Source organism: Pseudomonas sp. LPH60, from assembly GCF_030718165.1.
Classification (GTDB): Bacteria; Pseudomonadota; Gammaproteobacteria; order Pseudomonadales; family Pseudomonadaceae; genus Aquipseudomonas; species Aquipseudomonas danubii.
This window is the reverse complement of sequence record NZ_JAVAJH010000005.1, coordinates 374,054-396,630: the sequence shown is the minus strand read 5'-3', so window position 1 is coordinate 396,630 and position 22,577 is coordinate 374,054. Positions and strand designations below refer to the sequence as shown.

Genomic DNA, 22,577 nt, shown 5'->3' with positions numbered 1-22,577 from the left:
CAGCGCACAGGCGGTTCGCTGCCAGGCCCGCGCCCCTTCGCTCAGTGCAGCTTGAAACCACCCACCTGGCGCGCCAGGTCTTCGGCCAGGCGCTGCAGGGTCTGGCAATCCTCACGACAGGTGTGCACTTCAGCCGCGGTGGCCCGGGCCAGTTCGGAAATGCCCTGAACATTGCGGTTGATCTCTTCGGTCACCGCCGACTGTTCTTCCGTGGCAGTGGCGACCTGCTGATTCATGTCGCTGATACGCTCCACCTGCCCGGTGATCGCCGTCAGTGAGGCCCCGGTCTGCTGGCTGGACTGAACCCCGGTGCCGGTGGCCGATTGCCCCGCATGCATCGAGGACACGGCGTTCTCCGCCCCCTGCTTGAGGCCCTGGATCATCTGCTGGATCTCATCGGTGGAGGTCTGGGTACGCTGGGCCAGGGTCCGGACTTCATCGGCCACCACCGCAAAGCCACGGCCCATTTCCCCGGCCCGAGCCGCCTCGATGGCAGCGTTGAGGGCCAGCAGGTTGGTCTGTTCGGAAACCCCGCGGATCACCGCCAGCACCTGATCGATGGAGGCCACCTGTTCCGCCAGTTCGCCCACGGCACCGGCGGCCAGAGCGATTTCACCGGACATGCTCTCGATATGCCGAATCGAACCGCCTACCACGTCCTGGGCCTGCTGGGCTTCATCCCGGGCCGCCTGGGAAGCGTCCGCCGCCTGCCCGGCATTGCGCGCAATGTCCTGCACGGTAAGCCCCATCTCATGTACCGCAGTGGCCACCATGTCGGTCATTTCCTGCTGCCGGCCGGAGCGCTCGGCGGTGTTCTCCACCACCGCCGCCACCTGGCTCACTGAGGAACGCAGGCGTTCGGTGGTGGCCAACACCTCACCGATCATGCCGCGCTGGCTGTCGAGAAAACGGTTGAAACCCCGGGCCAGATCCCCCAACTCGTCGGCACGGCTGGCATCCAGGCGCAGGGTCAGGTCGCCACCGCCGCTGCCGATGGCCACCAGTCCTTCGGTCACCTGTCGCACCGGACGTACCAGGCCACGGGCCAGCAGTACAACCAGCAGTAGGCAAACGCCGGCGATGCCCAGGCCGATCAGACTGGTGAGCCAGATCGCCCGGTGCGCCTCGGCGTAAATCTGCGCCTGCGGTACCTCGGCCACCAAGCTCCAGCCAAAGCCGCGCAGCGGCAGGCTCAAGGCCAGGTAGTCTTCGCCGTCACGCTCGAAATGACTGCTGGTCAGCCCCTCGTGTCCCATCAACGCCTCGGCGGCGCTCGCGCCGATCTGCTCGGACAACTGTCGCTTGCCACTGAATTCAGCGTCCGGATGCACCTGGATCAAACCATCGTTGCGCACCAGGAACACCCGGCCACGCTCGCCAAAGCTGTAGTCGTGAATCAGTTGCGACAGCTCGGTCATGCGCAAGCCCAGGCCGGTGACCCCCACCAGCTCACCGTCTTTCTCGACCCGGTAGTTGATGAACAGCGCCAGCTCGCCACTGGCAACATCGACATCGATGTTCAGCACCCGCGGCTTGCCGCTGTCGATAAAGCGATAGAACCAGACATCCTTCGGATTATCCCGACTCAGGGTCCGGTCCAGGCCTTTCTGGTTGTAATAGTGATGGCTGAGCGGGCTGGCCATCATGGTGGTGAAGGCCTGGTTCTCGGCGCGGATGTCTTCCAGGTAGCTGATGAAGCTCTGCGCCCGGGCCGGGTCTTCGCCTGCCGCCAGCCAGTCGCGCAGCATGCCGTTGCCGGCCAGGTCACGGGCGGCGGTCAGAGGTTGGGTCAGAATGCGCTCGATATCGTTGCGCATGGCTTCGATGCTCGAAGGCAGCGCCCTGTCCACCAGGTAGCTCTGGGTCAGGTGATTGATCAGCACCGTGTAGATCGCTACGACCACCAGCAGACTGACCAGCAGGGCCGAACCCATGCTGAGGATCAGTTGCCATTGAATACTGCGTCGCCAGAATTGCATGGAACACCTCTTTCTTATGGTTATAAGAGGCTGAGATACCGCGCCAGCCGCGGGAAGTTGTATACAAACAATGCCTCTGCTTGTCCAACCCATTACCCGTCAGCTGTGTGCACTTCCATCAATTCTGTTGAATGGTCTTGGCGATCACCTCGACGGTGGCGCTCACCTGCTCCTGATAACGCTCAAGCGCCTGGGCGTGCTGCTTTTTCATTTCGATCTGCTGCGAACACAGGTTCATCGCTGCCAGCACCAGCAGGCGCTCGCCAATCAGCGTCGGGTATTTTTTCTTGGTGTCGGCCAGGGCCGCCTTGAGCATCAGCGCGGCGTCCATGAGGGTCTGTTCCTCACCGGCCGGCGCCTTGATCGAGTAATCCTCGCCCAGGATCGAGACCACCTTCACCCCATCGATGTGATGTCTCATGGGTTGGCCGGGCTCGCACTGACGCGCTCAACCAGAGCCTGGATGCGGGCGGCGGTAGCGCCCTGTTTTTCTTCCTGTTCCATGAGGCTCAACTGCAGGCTTTCGTTTTCATCCTTGGCCTGGGCCAGTTGCTCCTTGAGGGTTTCGTTCGTGCCGAGCAGCTCCTGGTTCTGTACCACCAGGTCACTGACCAACTGTTCCAATTGGCTGAGGGATGCTTCCAACATTTTGATCTTCCGGGCTGTTTGCAAAGGGCGCGTACGATAAAGAAAAGTCACCTTGGATACCAGGGATATCCAGGCGCAAGGCCTTGATTTTACTGGCGATGACCCTCACGCGAGAGCTGTTAGAGACTGTCATTCGCGCCTCGGGTTCCTGACGTTCGGTCGGATGCTTCGGACTTTTACGAATTATCCCAACAGGTGATCAGACTTTTCTGAAATCACTCCCGGCGATTCAAGAAGCATTTTTTCAACGCGATAGCACAGGTACTTCCCAGACCCAATCGCGCAAGCCGCGCACATCCGAGGTAGGTTCAATGTCCCTGCGCACCCTGAATATCGCTCCGAGAGCATTCCTCGGCTTTGCCGTGATCGGTTGCTTGATGCTGTTTCTCGGGATCTTCGCTCTGAGTCAAATGAGCAAGATCCGCGCAGCCACCGAACGCATCACCCAGGACACCATTCCCAGCATCAAGAGCGTCGACGATTTCACCCAACTGAGCCTGCGCCTGCGGGTCCAGGCCTACCGGCTGCTGCTCAACCGCGACCCCGAGGAACAGCAAAAGACCCTGGACTCCATCCGCCAGCGCAACCAGAAAATCGATGAAACCCGGGCCCGCTACCAGGAGCTCATCAGCAGCCCGGAGGAGCAGGCCGCTTACGATCAGTACATGGAACTGCTGACCCACCACCGCCAACTGGAAGGCCAGTTGATCGAGCTGTCGCACAACAACCAGCTCGAAAGCATGCAGCAGCTGCTGAACACCGAGCTGATGGCCAGCGCCGAAAAGATCAACGCCCTTCTCAATCAACTGGTGGACATCAACACCCACTACTCCAGCGCCGCCGATCAAGAGGCGGCCGAGCAATACGCCACCGCCTTCAATCTGGTGGTGACGCTGCTGGTAATGGCCACCGCCCTGACCCTGGTGTTCGCCTGGCGGCTGATTCGCAGCATTACCCTGCCGATCGACAACGCCCTGCATGCGGCCGAAGCGATCGCCGAAGGCAACCTGACCCAGCCGATCACCGTGGATGGCCGCGACGAAGCCGGCCGCCTGCTGCAGGCCATGTTGACCATGCAGGAAAAACTGCGGGACACCCTGCAGCGCATTTCCGGTTCCGCCGGCCAACTGGCCTCGGCCGCCGAGGAGCTCAACAGCGTCACCGACGAAAGTGCTCGTGGCCTGACTCGACAGGACAATGAAATCGAGCAGGCGGCTACCGCGGTCAATGAAATGACCAGCGCCGTGGAAGAAGTGGCGCGCAATGCAGTGAGCACTTCCGAAGCTTCGCAAAACGCCACCCAATCCGCCGGGGACGGACGGGACAAGGTGCAAGAAACCGTCTCGGCCATCGAACGCATGACCGGTGACGTGCAAGACACTGCCAGCCTGATCGGCGAGCTGGCCAACGAGTCGAGGGACATCGGCAAGGTACTGGACGTGATTCGCGGCCTGGCCGACCAGACCAACCTGCTGGCCCTCAACGCCGCCATCGAAGCCGCCCGTGCCGGCGAGGCCGGCCGCGGCTTTGCCGTGGTCGCCGACGAAGTCCGTGCCCTGGCGCACCGCACCCAACAGTCCACCAGTGAAATCGAACGCATGATCGGCAGCATCCAGAGCGGCACCGAGCAGGCGGTGGAGTCGATGCGCAACAGCACCGAACGTGCCGATTCGACCCTGAACATCGCCCGCAGCGCCGGCCAGTCCCTGGACACCATCAACAGCGCCATCAACGAAATCAACCAGCGCAACCTGGTCATTGCCAGCGCCGCCGAAGAACAGGCCCAGGTGGCTCGGGAAGTGGATCGCAATCTGGTGAACATCCGCGACCTGTCGGTGCAGTCCACCACGGGTGCCAACCAGACCCGCTCCGCCAGCAGTGAACTGTCGATCCTGGCCGCTGACCTGAACAATCTGGTGACCCGCTTCCAGCTGTAAACGCCCTTCTCCCGGCTCCAGGGCTCTATTACGGGCCTGGGGCCGATGCAGTCAGCCATTGACACTCCCGGCCCGGTGCGTAGCCAAAAGGCTAAATCCACGGCGCGACTCAAGACTTTAGTCGTACGACCGATAAGTCACGGTAGATCAGTCTCAAGCCCCCGCACGGATGCGCCCTTTTTGGTACTCACCATGTCCCTACGCAATATGAATATCGCTCCGCGGGCCTTCCTCGGCTTTGCCATGATCGGCGGCTTGATGCTGATCCTGGGGGTGTTCGCCCTGAACCAGATGAGCAAGATCCGCGGCGCCGCCGAGGACATCACCCAGAACAGCGTGCCGAGCATCAAGAGCCTCGACGAGTTCACCCAGCTGACCCTGCGTCTGCGGGTGCTGTCCTATCGTTTGCTGGTCAACCGTGAACCCGATGTCCAGCAAAAGACCATCGAACTGCTGGACATGCGCAACCAGCAGATCCGCGCCGCCCAGGTCACCTACGAGAAGTTCATCACGAGCCCCGAGGAAAAGACCGCCTACGAGCAGTACGTCCAGTTGCTGACACAGTACCGGCAGATCGAAGAGCGGATGAGGTCCCTGTCCCGCGGCAATCAGGTGGAAGAGCTGCGCAACCTGCTCAACACCGACCTGCTGAACAACTCGGAAGCCATGAACACCGTGCTCAACCGCCTGATGGAGATCAACACCCAGCAGACCGTCGACACCAACCAGCAGGCCGCCGAACAGTACTCCTCGGCCTTCAACCTGGTGGTGGCCCTGCTGGTGCTGGCCACCGGCCTGACCCTGCTGTTCGCCTGGTTGCTGACCCGCAGCATCACCGTACCGATCGCCAACGCCTTGAGCGCCGCCGAAGAAATCGCCGAAGGCAACCTGACCCGGCCGATCAAGGTCGACGGCAATGACGAAGCCGGACGCCTGCTGCGCGCAATGGCCAAGATGCAGGAAAAACTGCGGGACACCCTGCAGCGCATTTCCGGCTCCGCCACCCAACTGGCATCGGCAGCCGAAGAGCTCAATTGCGTCACCGAGGAAAGTGCCCGTGGCCTGACCCAGCAGAACAACGAAATCGAGCAAGCCGCCACCGCAGTCAATGAAATGACCAGCGCCGTGGAAGAAGTGGCACGCAACGCCGTGAGCACCTCGGAAGCCTCGAAGAACGCCACCTCCTCCGCCGGCGACGGTCGCGATCTGGTGCAGGAAACCGTGTCCGCCATCGAGCGCATGAGTTCCGACGTGCAAGGCACCGCCAGCCTGATCGGCGACCTGGCCAACGAGTCGCGGGACATCGGCAAGGTACTGGACGTGATTCGCGGCCTGGCCGACCAGACCAACCTGCTGGCCCTCAACGCCGCCATCGAAGCCGCCCGTGCTGGTGAGGCCGGTCGTGGCTTTGCCGTGGTCGCCGACGAAGTGCGTGCCCTGGCGCACCGCACCCAGCAGTCCACCAGCGAAATCGAACGCATGATCGGCAGCATCCAGAGCGGCACCGAGCACGCCGTGGACTCCATGCGCAACAGCACCGAGCGCGCCGAGTCGACCCTGAACATCGCCCGTGGCGCCGGCCTGTCGCTGGACACCATCAACAGCGCCATCATCGAGATCAACGAACGCAACCTGGTGATCGCCAGCGCCGCCGAAGAACAGGCCCAGGTGGCCCGGGAAGTGGACCGCAACCTGGTGAACATCCGCGACTTGTCGGTGCAGTCGGCCACCGGCGCCAACCAGACCAGTGCAGCCAGCAACGAGCTGTCGCGACTGGCCGTGGACCTCAACAGCATGGTCGCGCGCTTCAGCCTCTGAAGCCGCTCGCCAGCCCCGCAACACGCCGGTAAATCGGCGCCGGAATTCACACCAGAAAAATCCGCCACTGTCATCAAAAGCTTTTTGACAGTGGCGCATTTCAACAGGTTAGAATCGCTGGCACGCAGACTGCATGGTCAGTTTGTGCCCGCCTTTTTCGCTCTGGAGTACTGCCTTTGAATGCGACGACCATCAACAGCCTGTTCTTGATCGGCGCGTTGCTGGTAGGTGCGAGCATTCTGGTGAGCTCACTTTCATCCCGTCTCGGCATCCCGATCCTGGTGATCATCCTCGCCGTGGGCATGAGCGCCGGAGTCGACGGCGGCGGCATCATCTTCAACAACTACCCGACCGCCTACCTGGTGGGCAACCTGGCCCTGGCCGTGATCCTGCTGGACGGCGGCCTGCGCACCCGGGTCGCGAGTTTCCGCGTGGCCCTGTGGCCGGCGCTGTCCCTGGCCACGGTGGGGGTGTTGATCACCACTGGGCTGACCGGCATGGCTGCCGCCTGGCTGTTCGACCTGAACCTGATCCAGGGGCTGCTGATCGGTGCCATCGTCGGCTCCACCGACGCCGCGGCGGTGTTCTCCCTGCTGGGGGGCAAGGGCCTCAACGAGCGGGTCACCGCCACCCTGGAGATTGAGTCCGGCAGTAACGACCCGATGGCGGTGTTTCTCACCGTGACCCTGATCGACATGCTCGCCAAGGGCCACACCGGCTTGCACTGGAGCCTGCTGGGGGACCTGATCCGCGAATTCGGTATCGGCGCGTTAATCGGCCTGGGGGGCGGCTGGCTGATGCTGCAACTGGTCAATCGCATTCATCTGGCCAACGGCCTGTACCCGATCCTGGTGGTGGCCGGCGGTCTGGTGGTGTTCGCCCTGACCAACGCCCTGCACGGTAGCGGTTTCCTCGCCGTGTACCTGTGCGGCCTGGTGATCGGCAACCGCCCGGTGCGCAGCCGCCACGGCATCCTGCACATGCTCGACGGCATGGCCTGGCTGGCACAGATCGGCATGTTCCTGGTGCTGGGGCTGCTGGTCACCCCACACGATCTGCTGCCCATCGCCCTGCCGGCCCTGGGCCTGGCGCTGTGGATGATCCTGTTCGCCCGGCCGCTGTCGGTGCTGGTGGGCCTGGCGCCGTTCAAGGCCTTCCACGGCCGGGAAAAGGCCTTTATCTCCTGGGTCGGCCTGCGTGGCGCGGTGCCGATCATTCTCGCGGTGTTCCCGTTGATGGCCGGGCTGCCCAACGCCCAGCTGTACTTCAACCTGGCGTTCTTTATCGTGCTGATCTCGCTGCTGGTCCAGGGCACCAGCCTGCCGTGGGTGGCCAAGTGGCTCAAGGTCACGGTGCCGCCGGAGCCAGCACCGATTTCCCGGGCGGCCCTGGAGGTTCACGTCACCAGCGAGTGGGAACTGTTCGTCTACCGCCTGGGGGCGGAAAAATGGTGCATCGGCGCCGCCCTGCGGGAGCTGAAAATGCCCGAAGGCACACGGATCGCGGCCCTGTTTCGCGGCCAGCAACTGCTCCATCCGTCGGGTAGTACCGTGCTTGAGGCCGATGACCTGCTGTGCGTGATCGGCCATGAACACAACCTTCCAGCCCTGGGCAAACTCTTCAGCCAGGCGCCGGAGCGCGGGCTGGACCTGCGCTTCTTCGGCGACTTCGTTCTTGAAGGCGACGCCCAGCTGGGCGCGGTGTCGGCGCTCTACGGGCTCAAGCTCGACGGCCAGGACGCGGACATGCCCCTGGGCGCGTTCATCGCCCAGAAGGTCGGCGGTGCACCGGTGGTCGGCGACCAGGTGGAGTGGAACAACACCATCTGGACCGTGGCGGTGATGGACGGGAACAAGATCGGCAAAGTGGGCGTCAGATTCCCCGAAGGAAGTCGCCCCGGCCCCGGCCTCTTCCTCTAAACTGCGGAGCGCGTCAGACCTGGTCGCGACGCGTCCCCCCCCATTTCTAGTTGCTTGACCGACTTCTATGCCTAACTTGCGTAAATTTTTCGCTGTTGCCCTGCTGGGCCTGAGTCTCTCTGTCGGCGCCGCACAGGGCGGCGATCCGCCCAGTGCCGAGTCGGTCCAGCAAAGCCTGGACAAGATCGCCGAACGCAAATTGCCGGAGGCCGATCAGAAGGCCCTGCAGACCCTGCTGCAAAACACCCTGAATCACCTGAACAACAAGCAGGACTACGAGCGGCGCCTCAACGACCTGCGCCAGCAATTGAGCAACGCGCCGCGCCAGACCACGGAAAACCAGCGCGAGCTGGCACGCCTGAAGGCCAGTAAAGTCGTACCGGTGGCCCAGCGCTATGGCTCGCTGGCGGTGTCGCAACTGGAGCAACTGCTGAGCGAACGCACCACCTTGCAAGGCGAGCTGCAAAAGGCCCTGGCCGACGCCAACACCCTGACCATCACCGCCCAGACCCGCCCCGAACGGGCCCAGGCGGAAATCAGCAGCAGCCAGACCCGCATCCTGCAGATCAACGCCGCACTCAAGTCCGGCAAGGACGGCGGCAAGCTGCTCGGCGCCGATCAACGCAATCTGCTGAATGCCGAACTGGCGGCGATCAACGCCCTGATTCCCCTGCGCCGCCAGGAACTGGCGGGCAACAGCCAGTTGCAGGACCTGGGCAGCAGCCAGCATGACCTGCTGATGGAAAAGACCGCGCGCCTGGAGCAGGAAATCCAGGATCTGCAAACCCTGATCAACCAGAAGCGCCTGGCCCAGTCCCAGGAAACCGTGACCCAGCAGTCCATCGAGGCGCAGAAGGCCGGCAGCAGCAGCCTGCTGACCACCGAAAGCGCCACCAACCTCAAGCTCTCCGACTACCTGCTCAAGAGCACCGACCGCCTCAACGAACTGACCCAGCAGAACCTGCAGACCCGACAGCAACTGGACAGCGTGACCCAAAGCGACGCGGCCCTGGACGAGCAGATCAACGTGCTCAAGGGCAGCCTGCTGCTGTCGAAGATTCTCTACAAGCAGAAACAGGCCTTGCCACGCCTGAAGCTGGATCGCGACCTGGCGGACGAAATCGCCGATATCCGCCTTTATCAATTCGAGGTCAACCAGCAGCGCGAATTGCTGGGCAGCCCCAGCACCTACGTCGACAACCTGCTCAAGAGCCAGCCGCCGGAGCAGGTCACGCCGCAACTGCGCCGGACCCTGATCGAGCTGGCCATGACCCGCGTCGATCTGCTGGAGCGCCTGAACCGCGAGCTCAGCGCCCTGCTCAATGAATCCATCACCCTGCAACTGAACCAGAAACAACTGTTGAGCACGTCCCAGAGCCTGCGGGCGACCCTCGACGAGCAGATGTTCTGGATTCCCAGCAACAAGCCTCTGGACGCCGAGTGGCTGCAGGACGTCCCTCAGCGCCTGGAGAAACAGATCACCACCCTGCCCTGGGCCTCCAGCCTCAGTGAGCTGACCGACGGTCTGGCGCAGCGGCCGCTGCTGTTCCTGCCCCTGGCGCTGCTGATCGGCGCCCTGCTGTGGCGGCGCAAGAACCTCTATGCGCGCCTGAACAAGGTGCACAAGGACATCGGCCACTTCAAACGCGACAGCCAGTGGCACACGCCCCTGGCGATCCTGGTGAACATTCTTCTGGCGATGCCGGTCACCCTGGCCCTGGCGCTGTGCGGCTATGCCCTGCAGATCGATGCCCGGGGGCAGAACGCCAACCTCGGTGCGGCGCTGCTGCAGATCGCCCAGGCCTGGCTGGTGTTCTACACCGCCTATCGGATACTCGCCCCCGGCGGCGTGGCCGAACTGCATTTCCGCTGGGAAAAACCCCAGGTGGAATTCCTCCAGGGCTGGGTCCGGCGCCTGGGGCTGGTGGTCCTGGCGCTGGTGGCCGTGGTGGCGGTGGCCGAGCACCAGCCCGCAGCCCTGGCCGATGACGTGCTCGGCATCGCCGTGGTGCTGACCTGCTACGGGCTGATGGCCTGGCTGCTGAGCCGCCTGTTGCTGAGCAGCCCGGCCCACGAGAATGCCTCGTTGTTCCGCAAGGCGTTGGGCCTGCTATTCACCCTGCTGCCAATCGCCTTGTTCATCGCCGTGTGCTTCGGCTACTACTACACCGCGCTGAAGCTCAGCGACCGCCTGATCAACACCCTGTACCTGCTGATGTTCTGGCTGGTGATCGAGGCTACCTTCGTCCGCGGACTCGGCGTTGCAGCACGGCGCCTGGCCTACCAGCGGGCCCTGAGCAAACGCCAGGCGGCCAAGGAAGCCGGGGAAAGCGGCGACGCGGTGGTCGAAGAGCCGACCATGGACATCGAGAAGGTCAACGAACAATCCCTGCGCCTGATCCGCCTGGCCCTGCTGGGCGGCTTCATCGCCGCGCTGTACTGGGTCTGGTCGGACCTGATCACGGTGTTCTCCTACCTGGACAACATCACCCTCTACGAATACACCAGCGGCACCGGCGCCAACATGAGCATGGTGCCCATCAGCATCGGCGACGTGATCGGTGCGCTGATCATTGTCGGCATCACCCTAGCCCTGGCGCGCAACCTGCCAGGCCTCTTGGAAGTGCTGGTGCTGTCCAAGCTGAATCTGGCCCAGGGCAGCGCCTACGCCACCACCACCCTGCTGTCCTACGCCATTGCCGGAATAGGTTTCGTCTCGACCCTGGCCACCCTCGGCGTCAGTTGGGACAAGCTGCAGTGGCTGGTGGCGGCCTTGTCGGTGGGTTTGGGTTTCGGCATGCAGGCGATCTTCGCCAACTTCATCTCCGGCATCATCATCCTGTTCGAGCGGCCGGTGCGCATCGGCGACACCATCACCATCGGCAACCTGTCGGGCACGGTGAGCAAGATCCGCATCCGCGCCACCACCATCACCGACTTCGACCGCAAGGACATCATCGTCCCCAACCAGACCTTCATCACCGGGCAACTGATCAACTGGTCGCTGACCGACACCGTGACCCGGGTGACCCTCAAGCTCGGCGTCGACTACGGCTCGGACCTGGACCTGGTCAAGGAGCTGCTGCTCAAGGCCGCCCGGGACAACCCGCGGGTGCTCAAGGAACCGGAGCCTCAGGTGTACTTCCTCAACTTCGGTGAAAGCACCCTGGACCACGAACTGCGCATGCACGTGCGCGAGCTGGGGGACCGCAACCCGGTGGTGGACGAGGTCAACCGCTTCATCAACCGCGAGTTCAAGAAGCAGCACATCAACATCTCGTTCCGGCAGATGGAGGTCTACCTGAAAAACCTCCACGGCCAGGAATACAAGATGGTGCCCATCGAGCCGGAGGCCAAGACCATCGTCCCGGTGCCCGGGGGCAAGCCGCTGCAGGAACCGCCGCCCGGCAAACTCGACTAAGGCCCCTATCCCTAGCAGAATGCTCGGACATTCTGCTGGGAGATGGCCGTTGAAAGCCCTCGACGAACTGACCTTCGACAACCGCTTCGCCCGCCTGGGCGACGCCTTCTCGACCCACGTACTGCCCGAACCCCTCGACAACCCCAGGCTGATGGCCGCCAGCCCGGCGGCCATGGCGCTGCTGGACCTGGACCCGGCCGTGGCCGAAAGCCCGGTGTTCGCCGAACTGTTCGGCGGGCACAAGCTGTGGGCCGAGGCCGAGCCCCGGGCCATGGTCTATTCCGGGCATCAGTTCGGTTCCTACAACCCGCAACTGGGGGACGGTCGCGGACTGCTACTGGGCGAGGTCTACAACCAGGCGGGAGAACACTGGGACCTGCACCTGAAGGGCGCCGGGCAGACGCCGTATTCCCGCATGGGCGATGGACGTGCCGTATTGCGCTCGTCGATCCGTGAATTCCTCGCCTCCGAGGCCCTGCATGCCCTGGGCATCCCCAGCAGCCGCGCCCTGTGCGTGATCGGCTCGGACACCCCGGTATGGCGCGAGAAACAGGAGCGCGGGGCGATGGTCCTGCGCCTGGCGCCGAGCCATGTCCGCTTCGGGCATTTCGAGTACTTCTACTACACCAAGAAACCCGAACAGCAGAAGCAGTTGGGAGAGCATGTGCTGGCCCTGCATTTCCCCGAGTGCCTGGAGCAGCCTGAACCCTATCTGGCGATGTTCCGCGAGATCGTCGAACGCAACGCCGAACTGATCGCCAAATGGCAGGCCTACGGTTTCTGCCACGGGGTGATGAACACCGACAACATGTCGATCCTGGGCATCACCTTCGACTTCGGCCCGTTCGCCTTTCTCGATGATTTCGACGCCCACTTCATCTGCAACCACTCCGATGACCAGGGCCGCTACTCCTTCAGCAACCAGGTGCCCGTCGGCCAGTGGAACCTCAGCGCCCTGGCCCAGGCCCTGACGCCATTCATCAGCGTCGAGGCGCTGCGTGAGGCCCTGGGCCTGTTCCTGCCGCTGTACCAGGCCCATTACCTGGACCTGATGCGTCGGCGCCTGGGCTTCACTCAGGCCGAGGACGACGACCAGAAGCTGGTGGAACGCCTGCTGCAACTGATGCAGAACAGCGGCGTCGACTACAGCCTGTTCTTCCGCCGCCTGGGGGAGCAAGCGCCGGACCAGGCGCTGGCCCGGCTGCGGGACGATTTCGTCGACCGCGACGGCTTCGATGCCTGGGCCGAGCAATATCGGCAACGGGTCGCCCGCGATCCGCTCCAGGGCCAGGACCTGCGCCGGGAGCGCATGCACGCGGTCAACCCGCTGTACATCCTGCGCAACTATCTGGCGCAGAAGGCCATCGACGCCGCCGAGTCAGGCGATTACTCGGAGGTGCGTCGCCTGCATCAGGTGCTGAGCCGGCCTTTTGAGGAGCAAGAGGGCATGCAAGGGTATGCCGAACGTCCGCCAGAGTGGGGCAAGCACCTGGAAATCAGCTGCTCGTCCTGACTCAGGCGAAGGTCTCCATCGACAGCTTGAAGCGCTCGGCCAGCCAGCGGATCTGCCGCAGGTTGAGCTGGCGCTTGCCGCTGAGCACTTCCGAGACCACCGACTGCGCGCCCACCCCGGGCAGGTCGCTTTGAGTCAGGCCATGTTCACGCATCAACGAACGTAGAACCTCCACTGCGCTGACCGCCGGCATCGGATGGTGCTCTTCGTCGTAGGCCTCGATCCAGTCACCCATGATGTCCACCAGCGAAGCCAGTGGGTGCGATTCGTCTTCGCCCATGATGTCCAACAGCTCATCGAGTGCCAGGGCCAGCGCGTCGTAATCGGCCTCGCTCTTGGGTTTGCGCAATATGGGCGCAACGAACGGCCAGTGCTCCGCCGCTTGCTTAACCTGAAGACTCATTGTGATTCCTCCTTCCACAGCCCCTTGTCGTATTCGCCGTGATCCAGCACATGCCTGATACAGAGGCGCTGCCCCCCATAGCGCACGATTGCGATCAGCCTCAGTTTGTTGCCGCCAAGGTCGAAAACATGAAAGCCCCCGACCTTGTCTAGCGCCGGGAACAAGGCCTTCATGTCGGCGAAATCAGCCGGCCTGGCGCCTTTGGCCTTGCGATACCAGGTATCCAGCGCCCGCGCGACTTGCGGCCATTGCTCCTTGGCCTGCCGGATACGTTTTGCGGTGACGATGTGCATGCAATGTCCCTATCGCATAGTGCTATTAACGTTAGATGCGAGCATTAGATATCTCAAGATGCTATATCCGCGGTCAGTCCAGCGGTGCTCACGTGCTTCAAGCCTAGACAGCCAACGAACGGGCTTGCCGAGCAGTGTGTGAGCGATTGCGACGGACTCATGAGCTTCGACCAACGCCTCAGCCGTCGTGCACAAAAACGCCAAACACAAGATTGCGCATGGACCCGTCGACAGCGGATACGGATAATGCGCAACCCTGACTTCCAGTACCTGCAAGGATGCGCATGAACCTGTTCCTGACCCTGGTCGCCGGAGTCTTCACCGCCATTGGCCTGGTGTCGGCGATCATCTACCTGAGCCGCCGCGCCAAGTACCGCATGAACCTGCAGGACCTGCGCCTGCACGGCAAACCGCACCGCACCATCACCCAGGTCGAACTGGACGAACTGGCCAAACAGACCGCCAGCCTGCAGCGAATCCAGGGCCGCGGCGGCATGTCTTACCAGCCGGTCAGCGACCACGTCTACCTGATTGGCGGCGGCGCCGGGAGCGACAGCATCGAGCTGCAGTCCCAGACGCTGAAGCACATGTCGATCGGCGGCATCCCCGTGGAATTCCCCTACCCGATGGAAAATTTCCTGACCACCAAGAACCAGGCCGAAGTGGTGATCGCCAAGAAGTTCGCCGTGGTCATCGCCCTCAACGGGCATCGCCTGGCCCAATGACACACAGAAGGCCTGGCTGCCACTTTCACCGCTCGCCCCTGCCACTAACCCCGTCGATGCCCTGCAAGAGTCCACCATGAAAACTCGCTACCTGCTGCTGTTACCCCTGCTGCTCTGGCTGACCGGGTGCAAGGAAGACTTCGCCACCCTGCACTTCCAGGACTCGGTGCGCTCCGATCCCAAGGCCGGCCCGCAATTCTCCGACCAGTTGGTGCACGAGGCGTACAAGCAGAGTATTTACACGGCGCTCAGCGCCCAGGGCCTGGACCCGGATGCCATCGCCCTGGAGCGCGACAAGGAGGATGACAAAGTGATCCACCTGCGCCTGCTGGACTACTCCCTGAGCCCGGAACAACGGGGCCGCCTCAAGGCCGTCTTCGAGCAGGTCACCCGCGCGCGCAATGCCAGTTCCATGAACCTGCACCTGGAGTTGGACAACGCCCAGGCCAGCGTTACCCCATCCGGCCCCAGCGGCCTGCCGCACAGCATCGATGCCACCCTCAAGTTCGACCCGACGTTCGAGATGCTGCTGGACCGCAGCTACGACGACAGCCTGCGCGCCATCGTCAACCGCAGCGAAATCGAAGGCCCGGTCAGTTGCAAGATCACCGCACACCTGACAATGCCCACGCGCTTGAAATTGATCGGCTACGAAGCCCTTGAACAGGACAACAGCGAGCGCGGCCTGATCTCCTTGCTGACCCGCAGCGGCAGCATCGCCAAGGTACCGCTCAAGGTGCATTTCGATGACCCGGACCTGAACCGGCACATGCAGCAAAAAACCATCCAGGCCTGGCCTTCCAGCTCGAAAAGCACCCAGCCCGCGCCGGTGCCCCTTGACGAATTCGCCATCGTCATCGGCTCCATCGGTGTCCAGACCCTGACCTCAGCCCTGCCCTTCGACACCCGCAAGGACGAGCTGCAAGCGCTGTGCGATCAAAAGATGCAGGCCCTGGGTCGGCCATTCACCTTTCAAATAGGCCGGACCCTGGATCGCTTGACCCGCGTCGACTACCGCTAAGCGCCATTGCGTAACAAGGACCTCCATTGAACCGACGCCTCTACACCGCAGCCCTGCTGCTGATGCTGCTGACCGGCTGCAAGCAGACCTACCTCACCCTGCACTTCCAGGACACCGTGGGTAACCCCAAGCAGGCCCAGATCGTGCCGTACTTCGCCGAAACCATCACTCAGATGGCCGCCGGGATCGGCATCGAGCCTGACCAGATCGGCCTGGAGATGGACCGCAAGGACGACAAGACCCTACATATCAGCCTGGACAGCGCCGTGCCCGAAACCCAGCGCCAACGCCTGCAGGAGCTGTTCAGCGAGATTGTCGAGGCGCGCGCAGCCGGCACCTTCGAAGCCGTTCTGGAGATCGCCCCGGAAATCGGGAAATACACCAACCCCGAGTACCGCAAAAGAGCCATGGCCTTGCCGCGGCGCTTCTCGCTGGCGCTGGAGCCGGTGAAATACGCCGATGTGCTGTTTCATTACTCGATGGAGGAATTGATCAGCGGCAAGCTCTCGGCCACCGGCACGCCCAACGAGGCGTTTTGCCAATACCAGGCCACCCTCCAGGCACCGGGCATGCCGTTCAGCCAGATGGGCAGCAAGGCCGGGAGCGGACCAGGGGATTACAACGTGTATCTGGAGTGGAAAGACAACAAGCGCGAACCGGCGCAGTTCTTGTTCGGCAACATCAGGTTCGCCAACCCCACGCTCAACCAGATGCTGTTCGACAACCGCATCCAACTGTCCGCGATCAAGACCTCCTGGGGCACGCGAGTGGATCGCCGGGCCGACCGCGTCGGCTTCAGTGTCGGTTCCCTGGGCTTGCAGTACCACGAGGATGGAGAGATTTCTCCGTTGCAACACATAGGCTTCATGGGCAAGTGCGAGGGCATGGCCATGGACCTGGGCCGGCCCTTTACCTTTTACATCGGCCGCTCCATGGATCGTCTGGTCAGCGTCGAGCTGGCCCCGCCCAGCACGTGAAGCCATGGCGGCGCCGACTTGATATTCACCCTGGGCGCCGCCATTTAAGGCGCTCTACCCTGTTTGCGGAGCCCAACCATGTCCGAGCCACTGCTGATTCCCTGCCCGCACTGCAACGGTCTGAACCGTATCCCCGGCGAGCGCCTGGGCGATCAGCCCAAGTGCGGGCGCTGCAAGGGTGAGGTGTTGCTGAGCCAACCCTTTGACTTGCAACAGGGCGACTACGCCAGCCAGATCAAGGGCGACCTGCCGTTGCTGGTGGATGTGTGGGCTGACTGGTGCGGACCGTGCAAATCCTTTGCGCCGATCTTTGCGCAGGCCGCCGCGCAACTGAGTGGCAAGTGCCGGCTGGCCAAGCTGGACAGTGAAGCCAACCCTCAGCTCTCGGGGCAATTGGGCATTCGCTCGATTCCCAGCCTGATCCTGTTCAAGAACGGCCGGGAAGTGGCCCGCCAGAGCGGCGCCCTGCCCTTGCCGCAACTCTTGGGCTGGTTGCGCAGCCAGGGCATCTGAACACGCCCTGACAGGAGACTTGCACTCCTGCCACCGCGGCGCCGAGTTCAGGCGTTTTCCAGCAGGTTGTGCAGATCGACGAATTGCTGGGTCAGCTTGTGTCGCGAATCGAGATAGATCAGCGGCAGGCTGGCCTGGTGGGATTCACGCATGCGCACCGAGCTGGCCAGGTACACCGGCAGCACCGGCAACCCCTCGCTGATCAGTTCGTCGAGCATCTGTTGCGGCAGGCTGGCCCGCGCCTGGAACTGATTGACCACGATCCCCTCGACCTGCAGGTCCTCGTTGTGGTCTTCCTTCAACTCTTCGATCTCCGCCAGCAGGCCATACAGCGCCTGACGGGAAAAGCTGTCGCAGTCGAAAGGAATCAATACCCGATCAGCGGCGATCAACGCCGAAACCGCATAGAAATTCAGGGCCGGCGGGGTGTCGAGATAGATCCGGTCATAGTCCTCGGCCAATTCGTCCAACAACTTACGCAGCTTGTTGATCTTGTGCTTGGCCTCAAGCTTGGGCTGCAGATCCGCCAACTCGGCGGTGGCGGTCACCACATGCAGGTTGTCGAACGGCGTCTCGTAGATATCCACCTGGTTCTTTTTCGAGAAGGGCCCGGAAGACAGGGTCTGCTTGAAGAAATCGGCAATGCCCATGGGAATGTCATCGCCGGTCAGGCCGGTGAGGTACTGGGTCGAGTTGGCCTGGGCATCCAGATCCACCAGCAAGGTGCGATACCCCTCGCTGGCGCTGACCGCCGCCAGATTGCAGGCAATACTGGACTTGCCCACGCCACCTTTCTGATTGAACACCACTCGCCGCATGTCTAAACCTCCGTGTATCAAAGATCACCGAGTGTAGTAGTCCTGCGCGCCCGTTAGCTACCTCGGCAACACAAGAGTTTCCCAACCTCCGCCACCCCTGGAACAGGCGACGCAAAGCCTCGGCGCCGAGGGATCGGGGCGCAAAGGAAACTCGATAGTGGCAAATAGACACCCATGATCGCGGCAGATTCGACGCTTTTGCGACCAACAGCCCAAGCAGCATTTGCTACAAGCCAGTCGCACCGGGATAATGCGCGCCACTGACGCCTTCGCGTCATCCAGGTCAATCGCCAATCGAAGCGATACACCGCGTCAAGGAAGCCCGCAGGGGCGGGATGAAATCAAGTGATCAAGTTCAACATCGCTCAATGGCGTGCATGGGCCCCTGGGCTCGAAAGCGTGGACGCCTGGCAGGCCTGGAGCCGTCAGCCGACCCTGCCCGAGAGCAGCGATGCCGCTCCCGATGTGTCTTTTCTGCCCGCCATGCAGCGCCGCCGTCTCAGTCGCCTGGCGCGCATGGCTTTCAGCGTTGGCTGGCCCCTGGCCGAAGGCCTCGAGCAATTGCCGCTGGTGTTCATTTCCCGGCACGGCGAAACCCCGCGAACCTTCGAGATCCTCAGCGACCTGGCCGCCGAGCAGCCGCTGTCGCCCACCCAGTTCAGCCTCTCGGTGCACAACGCGGTGATCGGCCTGTGGTCGATCATGCGCGGCGAAACCAGTGAAATGACTGCCCTGGCCGCCGCCGGCGACGGCCTGGAACACGGCCTGCTGGAAGCCGCCACCCTGCTGGCGGACGGCGCTCCCCATGTACTGCTGGTGATCACCGAGGAACAGCCGCCCGAGGCCTACGCCAGCTGGATCGACGACGTGCCGTTTCCCTATGCCCTGGGCCTGTTGCTGACCCCAGGCGACGACTGGCAACTGTCCCTGGACAGCCACGACGGTCAAATCCCCAAGACCCAGTGGCCCCATGCCCTGAACCTGCTGCGAACCCTGCTCGGCTCGCAGACCTTTTGCCAACATGCCTGGATGAATCGTGTATGGACCTGGCAACGCAACCACTGAGCGCCAAGGGCCGCAATGCCTACTACTGGCGCCTGCTGGCCACCGGTCTGAGCTTTGCACTGTTCGGAATAGGTGGTTTGTGCCTGCGCCTGGTGATTTTCCCGCTCCTGGCCTGCCTGCCCGGCGACGCCGCGAGCCATAGCCGGCGCGCACGCCGGACCGTCAGTCGGCTGTTCTGGCTGTTCATCCGTTTCATGGCCAAGAGCGGCGTGCTCACCTACGAAGTCCAGGGCGCCCACCTGCTCGGCCGTCCGGGGCAGATGATCATTGCCAATCACCCGTCGCTGATCGACGTGGTGTTCCTGATCGGCCTGGTGCGCGATGCCAACTGCGTGGTGAAGCAAAGCCTGTGGGACAACCCCTTCACCCGCAGCCCGGTGCGCGCCACCCAGTACATCAGCAACGACGGCAGCATGGACATGCTCGACAGCGCCTCCGGGGCGCTGCAAGCAGGCCAGACCCTGATCGTCTTTCCCGAAGGCACCCGTACCCAGCCGGGCGCCGCTCCCGCCTTTCATCGGGGGGCCGCGGCGATTGCCCTGCGGGGTGCGAAAATCATTACCCCGGTGGTGATCAAGGTCAGCCCCACCACCCTGACCAAGGCCGAGCCCTGGTATCGCATTCCGCAACGCCGTGTGCACTTCAGTTTTCACGTCGGTGCCGATATAGACCCACAGACCTTTGCCGCCCAAGGCCCCGCGCCTCAGGCGTCGCGCAAGCTCAATGAGCACTTGCACCACTATTTCATCAAGGAGCTCGCCAGAGATGAGCGATACACACCCGGATCTGATGCTTGAAATCAAACTGCTGATCATCGACGCCCTGGGCCTCGAAGACATCAGTGCCCAGGACATCGGCAACGATCAGACCCTGTTCGGCGAAGGCCTCGGCCTGGACTCGGTGGACGCCCTGGAACTGGGGCTGGCGATCCAGAAAAAGTACGGCATCAAGATCGATGCCGACGCCAAGGACACCCGCAACCACTTCAGTAACGTGGCGAGCCTTGCGGCGTTCGTCACTGCAAAACAGGCAGCTTGAGAACCGACCATGCAAACCCGTGACGACATCTTCAACACCCTGCGCGATGCCCTGGTCGAACTCTTCGAGCTTGAGCCTGACAGCATCAGCCTGGATTCCAACCTGTACCAGGACCTGGAAATCGACAGCATCGACGCCGTCGACCTGATCGACCACATCAAGCGTCAGACCGGCAAGAAAATCGCCGCCGAGGAATTCAAGTCGGTGCGTACCGTCAATGACGTGGTCGAGGCGGTCTACCGTCTGGTCCAGCCGGCCGCATGAGCCGGCTGATCGGCCTGGGCTTGTTGCTGGCCGGCCTGCTTTACCCCTTTGCGGTGTATTTCGGTATGGAGCACTTCGCTCCGTGGCAATTCGGCCTGCTGCTGGGCGGCCTGTGGCTGGCCCGGGCACTGACCGGGGAACGTCGTCCCGGCAGCTTGTGGATGGCAGCCGCGGCGCTCGTCTTCTGCCTGCTGCTGGCGTGGTTCGACCACCCGGCGCTGCTGCGCTGGTACCCGGTGCTGATCAGCAGCTTCATGCTCGGCCTGTTCGGCCTGAGCCTGAAGTACGGCCCGCCGGTGGCGGAGCGCCTGGCGCGCCTTGGCGAGCCGGACCTGCCGGAAAAAGCCATACGTTATACCCGCCAGGTGACCATCGCCTGGAGTGTGTTTTTCCTTTGTAACGGAGTAATCGCCGCGGCCCTGACCCTCTGGGCACCGCTGAGCTGGTGGACGTTGTACAACGGCCTGATCGCCTACGGGCTGATGGGTTTGCTGTTTGCCATTGAGTGGCTTTTACGACAACGGGTACGAGGCCGTAGATGAACTGGATTGCCCTTGAGCGGCTATTGCTCAGGACCCAAGCACCGCGGGTGGTCAGCGCCCATCCCGATATCCACCTGGAAGGCTTGCAGACCCGGGCCCTGGGCTTGGCCGCGGCCTTGCAAGCGCGCGGCGTGCGACGCCTGGCGCTGCACCTGGAAGATGCCGTCGACCTGGCCGTAGCCCTGCTGGGTGCCTGGCGCGCCGGGGTCAGTGTGTTGCTGCCCGCCGACCTGCAGGCCCAGACCCGCCAGCGCTGGGCGACGGACGTCGACCTGTGGCTGACCGACCAGGACCCGCCCTTGCAGCCACTGCAGGCTGCGCCGCTGGAACCGGCGGAGCTGGACCTGGACGCCTGCCAACTGAGCCTGTGCACCTCAGGCTCCAGCGGCGAACCCAAGCGCATCGAGAAAAACCTGCGCCAGCTGGCCAACGAGGTCAGCGCCCTGGAACAGCTCTGGGGCACCGACCTGGGCCCGGCCTGGATCATCGGCAGCGTCGCCACCCAGCACATCTATGGCCTGCTGTTCCGCGTGCTCTGGCCGCTGTGCGCCGGGCGTCCCTTCGTGCGCCGTCAATTGCCGTTCCCCGAAGACCTGCAACGGGCCAGCCGCGAATGCCCGGCATTCGCCTGGGTGGCCAGCCCGGCCCTGCTCAAGCGCATGGGCGACAACCTCGACTGGCCGGCCCTGAGCCCGGTGCGCCGGGTGTTCTCCTCCGGCGGCGCCTTGCCTGCCGAGGCCGCCAGCGGGCTGCAACAGCGCCTGCAGCAATGGCCGACGGAGATCCTCGGCAGTTCGGAAACCGGTGGTATCGCCTGGCGCCAAGGGCCAGAGCTGTGGCAGCCCTTTGCCGAGGTGCACCTGAGCCAGGACAGCGACGGCGCACTGCTGATCGCCTCGCCCTACCTGCCGCCCGGGCATGTCGAACACACGGCCGATGCCGCGCGCATCGCCGCCGACGGCCGTTTCGAGCTGTTGGGCCGCCTGGACCGCATCGTCAAGCTGGAAGAAAAACGCATCTCCCTGCCCATGCTCGAACAGGCCCTGGAGCAGCACGACTGGGTCGCGGAAGCACGCCTGGGGGTGATTGAAGACAACCGCGCCTACCTTGGCGCCCTGCTGGTACTCAGTGAGTCCGGCCTGCATGCCCTGCGCAACCAGGGCCGACGCCACCTGACCCAGGCCCTGCGCCAGCACCTGGCCGGGCATTGCGAAGCCCTGGCCCTGCCCCGGCGCTGGCGCCTGCTGCGGCAGATGCCCCTGAACAACCAGGGCAAGCTGCCCCAGGCCGAAGTGCAGGCCCTGCTGCTGGCGCCACGCCCACAAGCCCCGGAAGTGCTGGAGCAAGTGCAGCACGCCGACGAATGGCAACTGCAACTGGCAATTCCACCAGACCTGGCCTACTTCAGCGGGCACTTCCCCGCCACACCGGTGCTGCCGGGGGTGGTGCAAGTGGACTGGGCCCTGGCCCTGGGTCAGCAGTTGCTCGATCTGCCGGGCCGCTTCGCCGGCATGGAAGTGCTGAAGTTCCAGCAACTGGTGCGCCCCGGCGACTGCATCCAGCTCAACCTGCGCTTCGACGTCCAGCGCCAGAAACTGTATTTCGCCTTCCTGAATGACGGCGCCCCCTGCTCCAGCGGGCGGATCATCCTGGAGGCCAGCTGTGGATAACGCTTCCCACTTC

General features: G+C 63.3%; 21 protein-coding genes and 2 pseudogenes. 16 read left to right on the top strand and 7 right to left on the bottom strand.

Annotated elements, in window-relative coordinates:
* Positions 1-41 precede the first annotated feature (41 nt).
* The 4 genes and pseudogenes from Q8O96_RS31335 to Q8O96_RS20330 all read right to left on the bottom strand — a co-directional run bounded on the left by Q8O96_RS31335 (position 42) and on the right by Q8O96_RS20330 (position 2,627).
* Positions 42-773, bottom strand: coding sequence for a methyl-accepting chemotaxis protein (locus tag Q8O96_RS31335; protein WP_371826196.1), 732 nt, complete (start codon positions 771-773; stop codon positions 42-44).
* A 135-nt stretch (positions 774-908) separates the two neighbouring features.
* A pseudogene (locus Q8O96_RS31330) lies at positions 909-1,934 on the bottom strand (cache domain-containing protein); the annotation flags it as partial.
* A 163-nt stretch (positions 1,935-2,097) separates the two neighbouring features.
* On the bottom strand, positions 2,098-2,400 hold the full coding sequence (locus Q8O96_RS20335) for a cell division protein ZapA (RefSeq protein ID WP_102862843.1): 303 nt from the start codon (positions 2,398-2,400) through the stop codon (positions 2,098-2,100).
* On the bottom strand, positions 2,397-2,627 hold the full coding sequence (locus tag Q8O96_RS20330; protein WP_102862842.1) for a hypothetical protein: 231 nt from the start codon (positions 2,625-2,627) through the stop codon (positions 2,397-2,399). Before Q8O96_RS20330 ends, Q8O96_RS20335 begins: the two co-directional genes overlap by 4 nt.
* Positions 2,628-2,938: 311 nt before the next feature.
* On the opposite strand from Q8O96_RS20330, the gene Q8O96_RS20325 reads away from it, so the two are divergent.
* The 6 genes and pseudogenes from Q8O96_RS20325 (at position 2,939) to selO (ending at position 13,235) form a co-directional block, all read left to right on the top strand.
* Entirely contained in the window at positions 2,939-4,564 is a 1,626-nt protein-coding gene (locus Q8O96_RS20325; protein WP_102862841.1) for a methyl-accepting chemotaxis protein, read from the top strand.
* 45 nt (positions 4,565-4,609) lie between these two features.
* A pseudogene (locus tag Q8O96_RS31325) lies at positions 4,610-5,479 on the top strand (MCP four helix bundle domain-containing protein); the annotation flags it as partial.
* A 30-nt stretch (positions 5,480-5,509) separates the two neighbouring features.
* Complete coding sequence (locus Q8O96_RS31320; RefSeq protein ID WP_371826195.1) at positions 5,510-6,382, top strand: methyl-accepting chemotaxis protein; 873 nt, start codon at positions 5,510-5,512, stop codon at positions 6,380-6,382.
* A 176-nt stretch (positions 6,383-6,558) separates the two neighbouring features.
* Positions 6,559-8,301 carry a potassium/proton antiporter gene (locus tag Q8O96_RS20315; protein WP_102862839.1) on the top strand — a complete coding sequence of 581 codons (1,743 nt, stop codon included), beginning with the start codon at positions 6,559-6,561 and terminating at the stop codon, positions 8,299-8,301.
* Between the two features lie 67 nt (positions 8,302-8,368).
* Positions 8,369-11,722 carry a mechanosensitive channel MscK gene (gene mscK, locus Q8O96_RS20310; RefSeq protein ID WP_305949298.1) on the top strand — a complete coding sequence of 1,118 codons (3,354 nt, stop codon included), beginning with the start codon at positions 8,369-8,371 and terminating at the stop codon, positions 11,720-11,722.
* A 49-nt stretch (positions 11,723-11,771) separates the two neighbouring features.
* Entirely contained in the window at positions 11,772-13,235 is a 1,464-nt protein-coding gene (selO, locus tag Q8O96_RS20305; RefSeq protein ID WP_305949297.1) for a protein adenylyltransferase SelO, read from the top strand.
* A gap of 1 nt (position 13,236) precedes the next feature.
* On the opposite strand, the gene Q8O96_RS20300 is transcribed toward selO, so the two are convergent.
* Together Q8O96_RS20300 and Q8O96_RS20295 are read right to left on the bottom strand one after the other, a co-directional pair.
* On the bottom strand, positions 13,237-13,638 hold the full coding sequence (locus tag Q8O96_RS20300; protein WP_102862836.1) for a type II toxin-antitoxin system HigA family antitoxin: 402 nt from the start codon (positions 13,636-13,638) through the stop codon (positions 13,237-13,239).
* Positions 13,635-13,931 carry a type II toxin-antitoxin system HigB family toxin gene (locus Q8O96_RS20295; RefSeq protein ID WP_102862835.1) on the bottom strand — a complete coding sequence of 99 codons (297 nt, stop codon included), beginning with the start codon at positions 13,929-13,931 and terminating at the stop codon, positions 13,635-13,637. Before Q8O96_RS20295 ends, Q8O96_RS20300 begins: the two co-directional genes overlap by 4 nt.
* A gap of 284 nt (positions 13,932-14,215) precedes the next feature.
* Here Q8O96_RS20295 and Q8O96_RS20290 point away from each other — a divergent pair, with 284 nt between their 5' ends.
* The 4 genes from Q8O96_RS20290 to trxC all read left to right on the top strand — a co-directional run bounded on the left by Q8O96_RS20290 (position 14,216) and on the right by trxC (position 17,167).
* Entirely contained in the window at positions 14,216-14,656 is a 441-nt protein-coding gene (locus tag Q8O96_RS20290; RefSeq protein WP_115581454.1) for an IgaA/UmoB family intracellular growth attenuator, read from the top strand.
* 76 nt (positions 14,657-14,732) lie between these two features.
* Positions 14,733-15,677: a hypothetical protein gene (locus Q8O96_RS20285; protein ID WP_305949296.1), complete on the top strand. Its 945-nt coding sequence runs from the start codon at positions 14,733-14,735 to the stop codon at positions 15,675-15,677.
* A gap of 26 nt (positions 15,678-15,703) precedes the next feature.
* On the top strand, positions 15,704-16,654 hold the full coding sequence (locus tag Q8O96_RS20280; protein WP_250329925.1) for a hypothetical protein: 951 nt from the start codon (positions 15,704-15,706) through the stop codon (positions 16,652-16,654).
* A 78-nt stretch (positions 16,655-16,732) separates the two neighbouring features.
* A complete protein-coding gene (gene trxC / locus Q8O96_RS20275) occupies positions 16,733-17,167 on the top strand; it encodes a thioredoxin TrxC (RefSeq protein ID WP_305949295.1) in 435 nt (144 codons plus the stop codon).
* Between the two features lie 47 nt (positions 17,168-17,214).
* On the opposite strand, the gene Q8O96_RS20270 is transcribed toward trxC, so the two are convergent.
* A complete protein-coding gene (locus Q8O96_RS20270) occupies positions 17,215-17,985 on the bottom strand; it encodes a ParA family protein (protein ID WP_102862830.1) in 771 nt (256 codons plus the stop codon).
* Positions 17,986-18,330: 345 nt separating this feature from the next.
* On the opposite strand from Q8O96_RS20270, the gene Q8O96_RS20265 reads away from it, so the two are divergent.
* The 6 genes from Q8O96_RS20265 to Q8O96_RS20240 are packed head-to-tail and all read left to right on the top strand — an operon-like array spanning position 18,331 to position 22,564.
* A complete protein-coding gene (locus Q8O96_RS20265; protein ID WP_102862829.1) occupies positions 18,331-19,050 on the top strand; it encodes a beta-ketoacyl synthase chain length factor in 720 nt (239 codons plus the stop codon).
* Entirely contained in the window at positions 19,026-19,847 is an 822-nt protein-coding gene (locus Q8O96_RS20260) for a 1-acyl-sn-glycerol-3-phosphate acyltransferase (protein ID WP_102862828.1), read from the top strand. The genes Q8O96_RS20265 and Q8O96_RS20260 overlap by 25 nt, the downstream gene beginning before the upstream one ends.
* Positions 19,816-20,088 carry a phosphopantetheine-binding protein gene (locus tag Q8O96_RS20255; protein ID WP_011058851.1) on the top strand — a complete coding sequence of 91 codons (273 nt, stop codon included), beginning with the start codon at positions 19,816-19,818 and terminating at the stop codon, positions 20,086-20,088. Before Q8O96_RS20260 ends, Q8O96_RS20255 begins: the two co-directional genes overlap by 32 nt.
* A 9-nt stretch (positions 20,089-20,097) precedes the next feature.
* Positions 20,098-20,352 (top strand): acyl carrier protein, encoded by a 255-nt coding sequence (locus Q8O96_RS20250; protein ID WP_016962653.1) that lies wholly within the window; start codon positions 20,098-20,100, stop codon positions 20,350-20,352.
* A complete protein-coding gene (locus Q8O96_RS20245; RefSeq protein ID WP_102862827.1) occupies positions 20,349-20,894 on the top strand; it encodes a hypothetical protein in 546 nt (181 codons plus the stop codon). The genes Q8O96_RS20250 and Q8O96_RS20245 overlap by 4 nt, the downstream gene beginning before the upstream one ends.
* On the top strand, positions 20,891-22,564 hold the full coding sequence (locus Q8O96_RS20240; protein WP_115581451.1) for an AMP-binding protein: 1,674 nt from the start codon (positions 20,891-20,893) through the stop codon (positions 22,562-22,564). The genes Q8O96_RS20245 and Q8O96_RS20240 overlap by 4 nt, the downstream gene beginning before the upstream one ends.
* Positions 22,565-22,577: the final 13 nt, after the last annotated feature.

What these genes read in the sequence shown, in the direction of transcription:
- Q8O96_RS31335 (WP_371826196.1), bottom strand. Translation starts at nt 773, where the DNA reads ATGGTGGCCACTGCGGTACATGAGATGGGGCTTACCGTGCAGGACATT.
- Q8O96_RS20335 (WP_102862843.1), bottom strand. Translation starts at nt 2,400, where the DNA reads ATGAGACATCACATCGATGGGGTGAAGGTGGTCTCGATCCTGGGCGAG.
- Q8O96_RS20330 (WP_102862842.1), bottom strand. Translation starts at nt 2,627, where the DNA reads ATGTTGGAAGCATCCCTCAGCCAATTGGAACAGTTGGTCAGTGACCTG.
- Q8O96_RS20325 (WP_102862841.1), top strand. Translation starts at nt 2,939, where the DNA reads ATGTCCCTGCGCACCCTGAATATCGCTCCGAGAGCATTCCTCGGCTTT.
- Q8O96_RS31320 (WP_371826195.1), top strand. Translation starts at nt 5,510, where the DNA reads ATGGCCAAGATGCAGGAAAAACTGCGGGACACCCTGCAGCGCATTTCC.
- mscK (WP_305949298.1), top strand. Translation starts at nt 8,369, where the DNA reads ATGCCTAACTTGCGTAAATTTTTCGCTGTTGCCCTGCTGGGCCTGAGT.
- Q8O96_RS20300 (WP_102862836.1), bottom strand. Translation starts at nt 13,638, where the DNA reads ATGAGTCTTCAGGTTAAGCAAGCGGCGGAGCACTGGCCGTTCGTTGCG.
- Q8O96_RS20295 (WP_102862835.1), bottom strand. Translation starts at nt 13,931, where the DNA reads ATGCACATCGTCACCGCAAAACGTATCCGGCAGGCCAAGGAGCAATGG.
- Q8O96_RS20290 (WP_115581454.1), top strand. Translation starts at nt 14,216, where the DNA reads ATGAACCTGTTCCTGACCCTGGTCGCCGGAGTCTTCACCGCCATTGGC.
- Q8O96_RS20285 (WP_305949296.1), top strand. Translation starts at nt 14,733, where the DNA reads ATGAAAACTCGCTACCTGCTGCTGTTACCCCTGCTGCTCTGGCTGACC.
- trxC (WP_305949295.1), top strand. Translation starts at nt 16,733, where the DNA reads ATGTCCGAGCCACTGCTGATTCCCTGCCCGCACTGCAACGGTCTGAAC.
- Q8O96_RS20270 (WP_102862830.1), bottom strand. Translation starts at nt 17,985, where the DNA reads ATGCGGCGAGTGGTGTTCAATCAGAAAGGTGGCGTGGGCAAGTCCAGT.
- Q8O96_RS20260 (WP_102862828.1), top strand. Translation starts at nt 19,026, where the DNA reads ATGGACCTGGCAACGCAACCACTGAGCGCCAAGGGCCGCAATGCCTAC.
- Q8O96_RS20255 (WP_011058851.1), top strand. Translation starts at nt 19,816, where the DNA reads ATGAGCGATACACACCCGGATCTGATGCTTGAAATCAAACTGCTGATC.
- Q8O96_RS20250 (WP_016962653.1), top strand. Translation starts at nt 20,098, where the DNA reads ATGCAAACCCGTGACGACATCTTCAACACCCTGCGCGATGCCCTGGTC.
- Q8O96_RS20245 (WP_102862827.1), top strand. Translation starts at nt 20,349, where the DNA reads ATGAGCCGGCTGATCGGCCTGGGCTTGTTGCTGGCCGGCCTGCTTTAC.
- Q8O96_RS20240 (WP_115581451.1), top strand. Translation starts at nt 20,891, where the DNA reads ATGAACTGGATTGCCCTTGAGCGGCTATTGCTCAGGACCCAAGCACCG.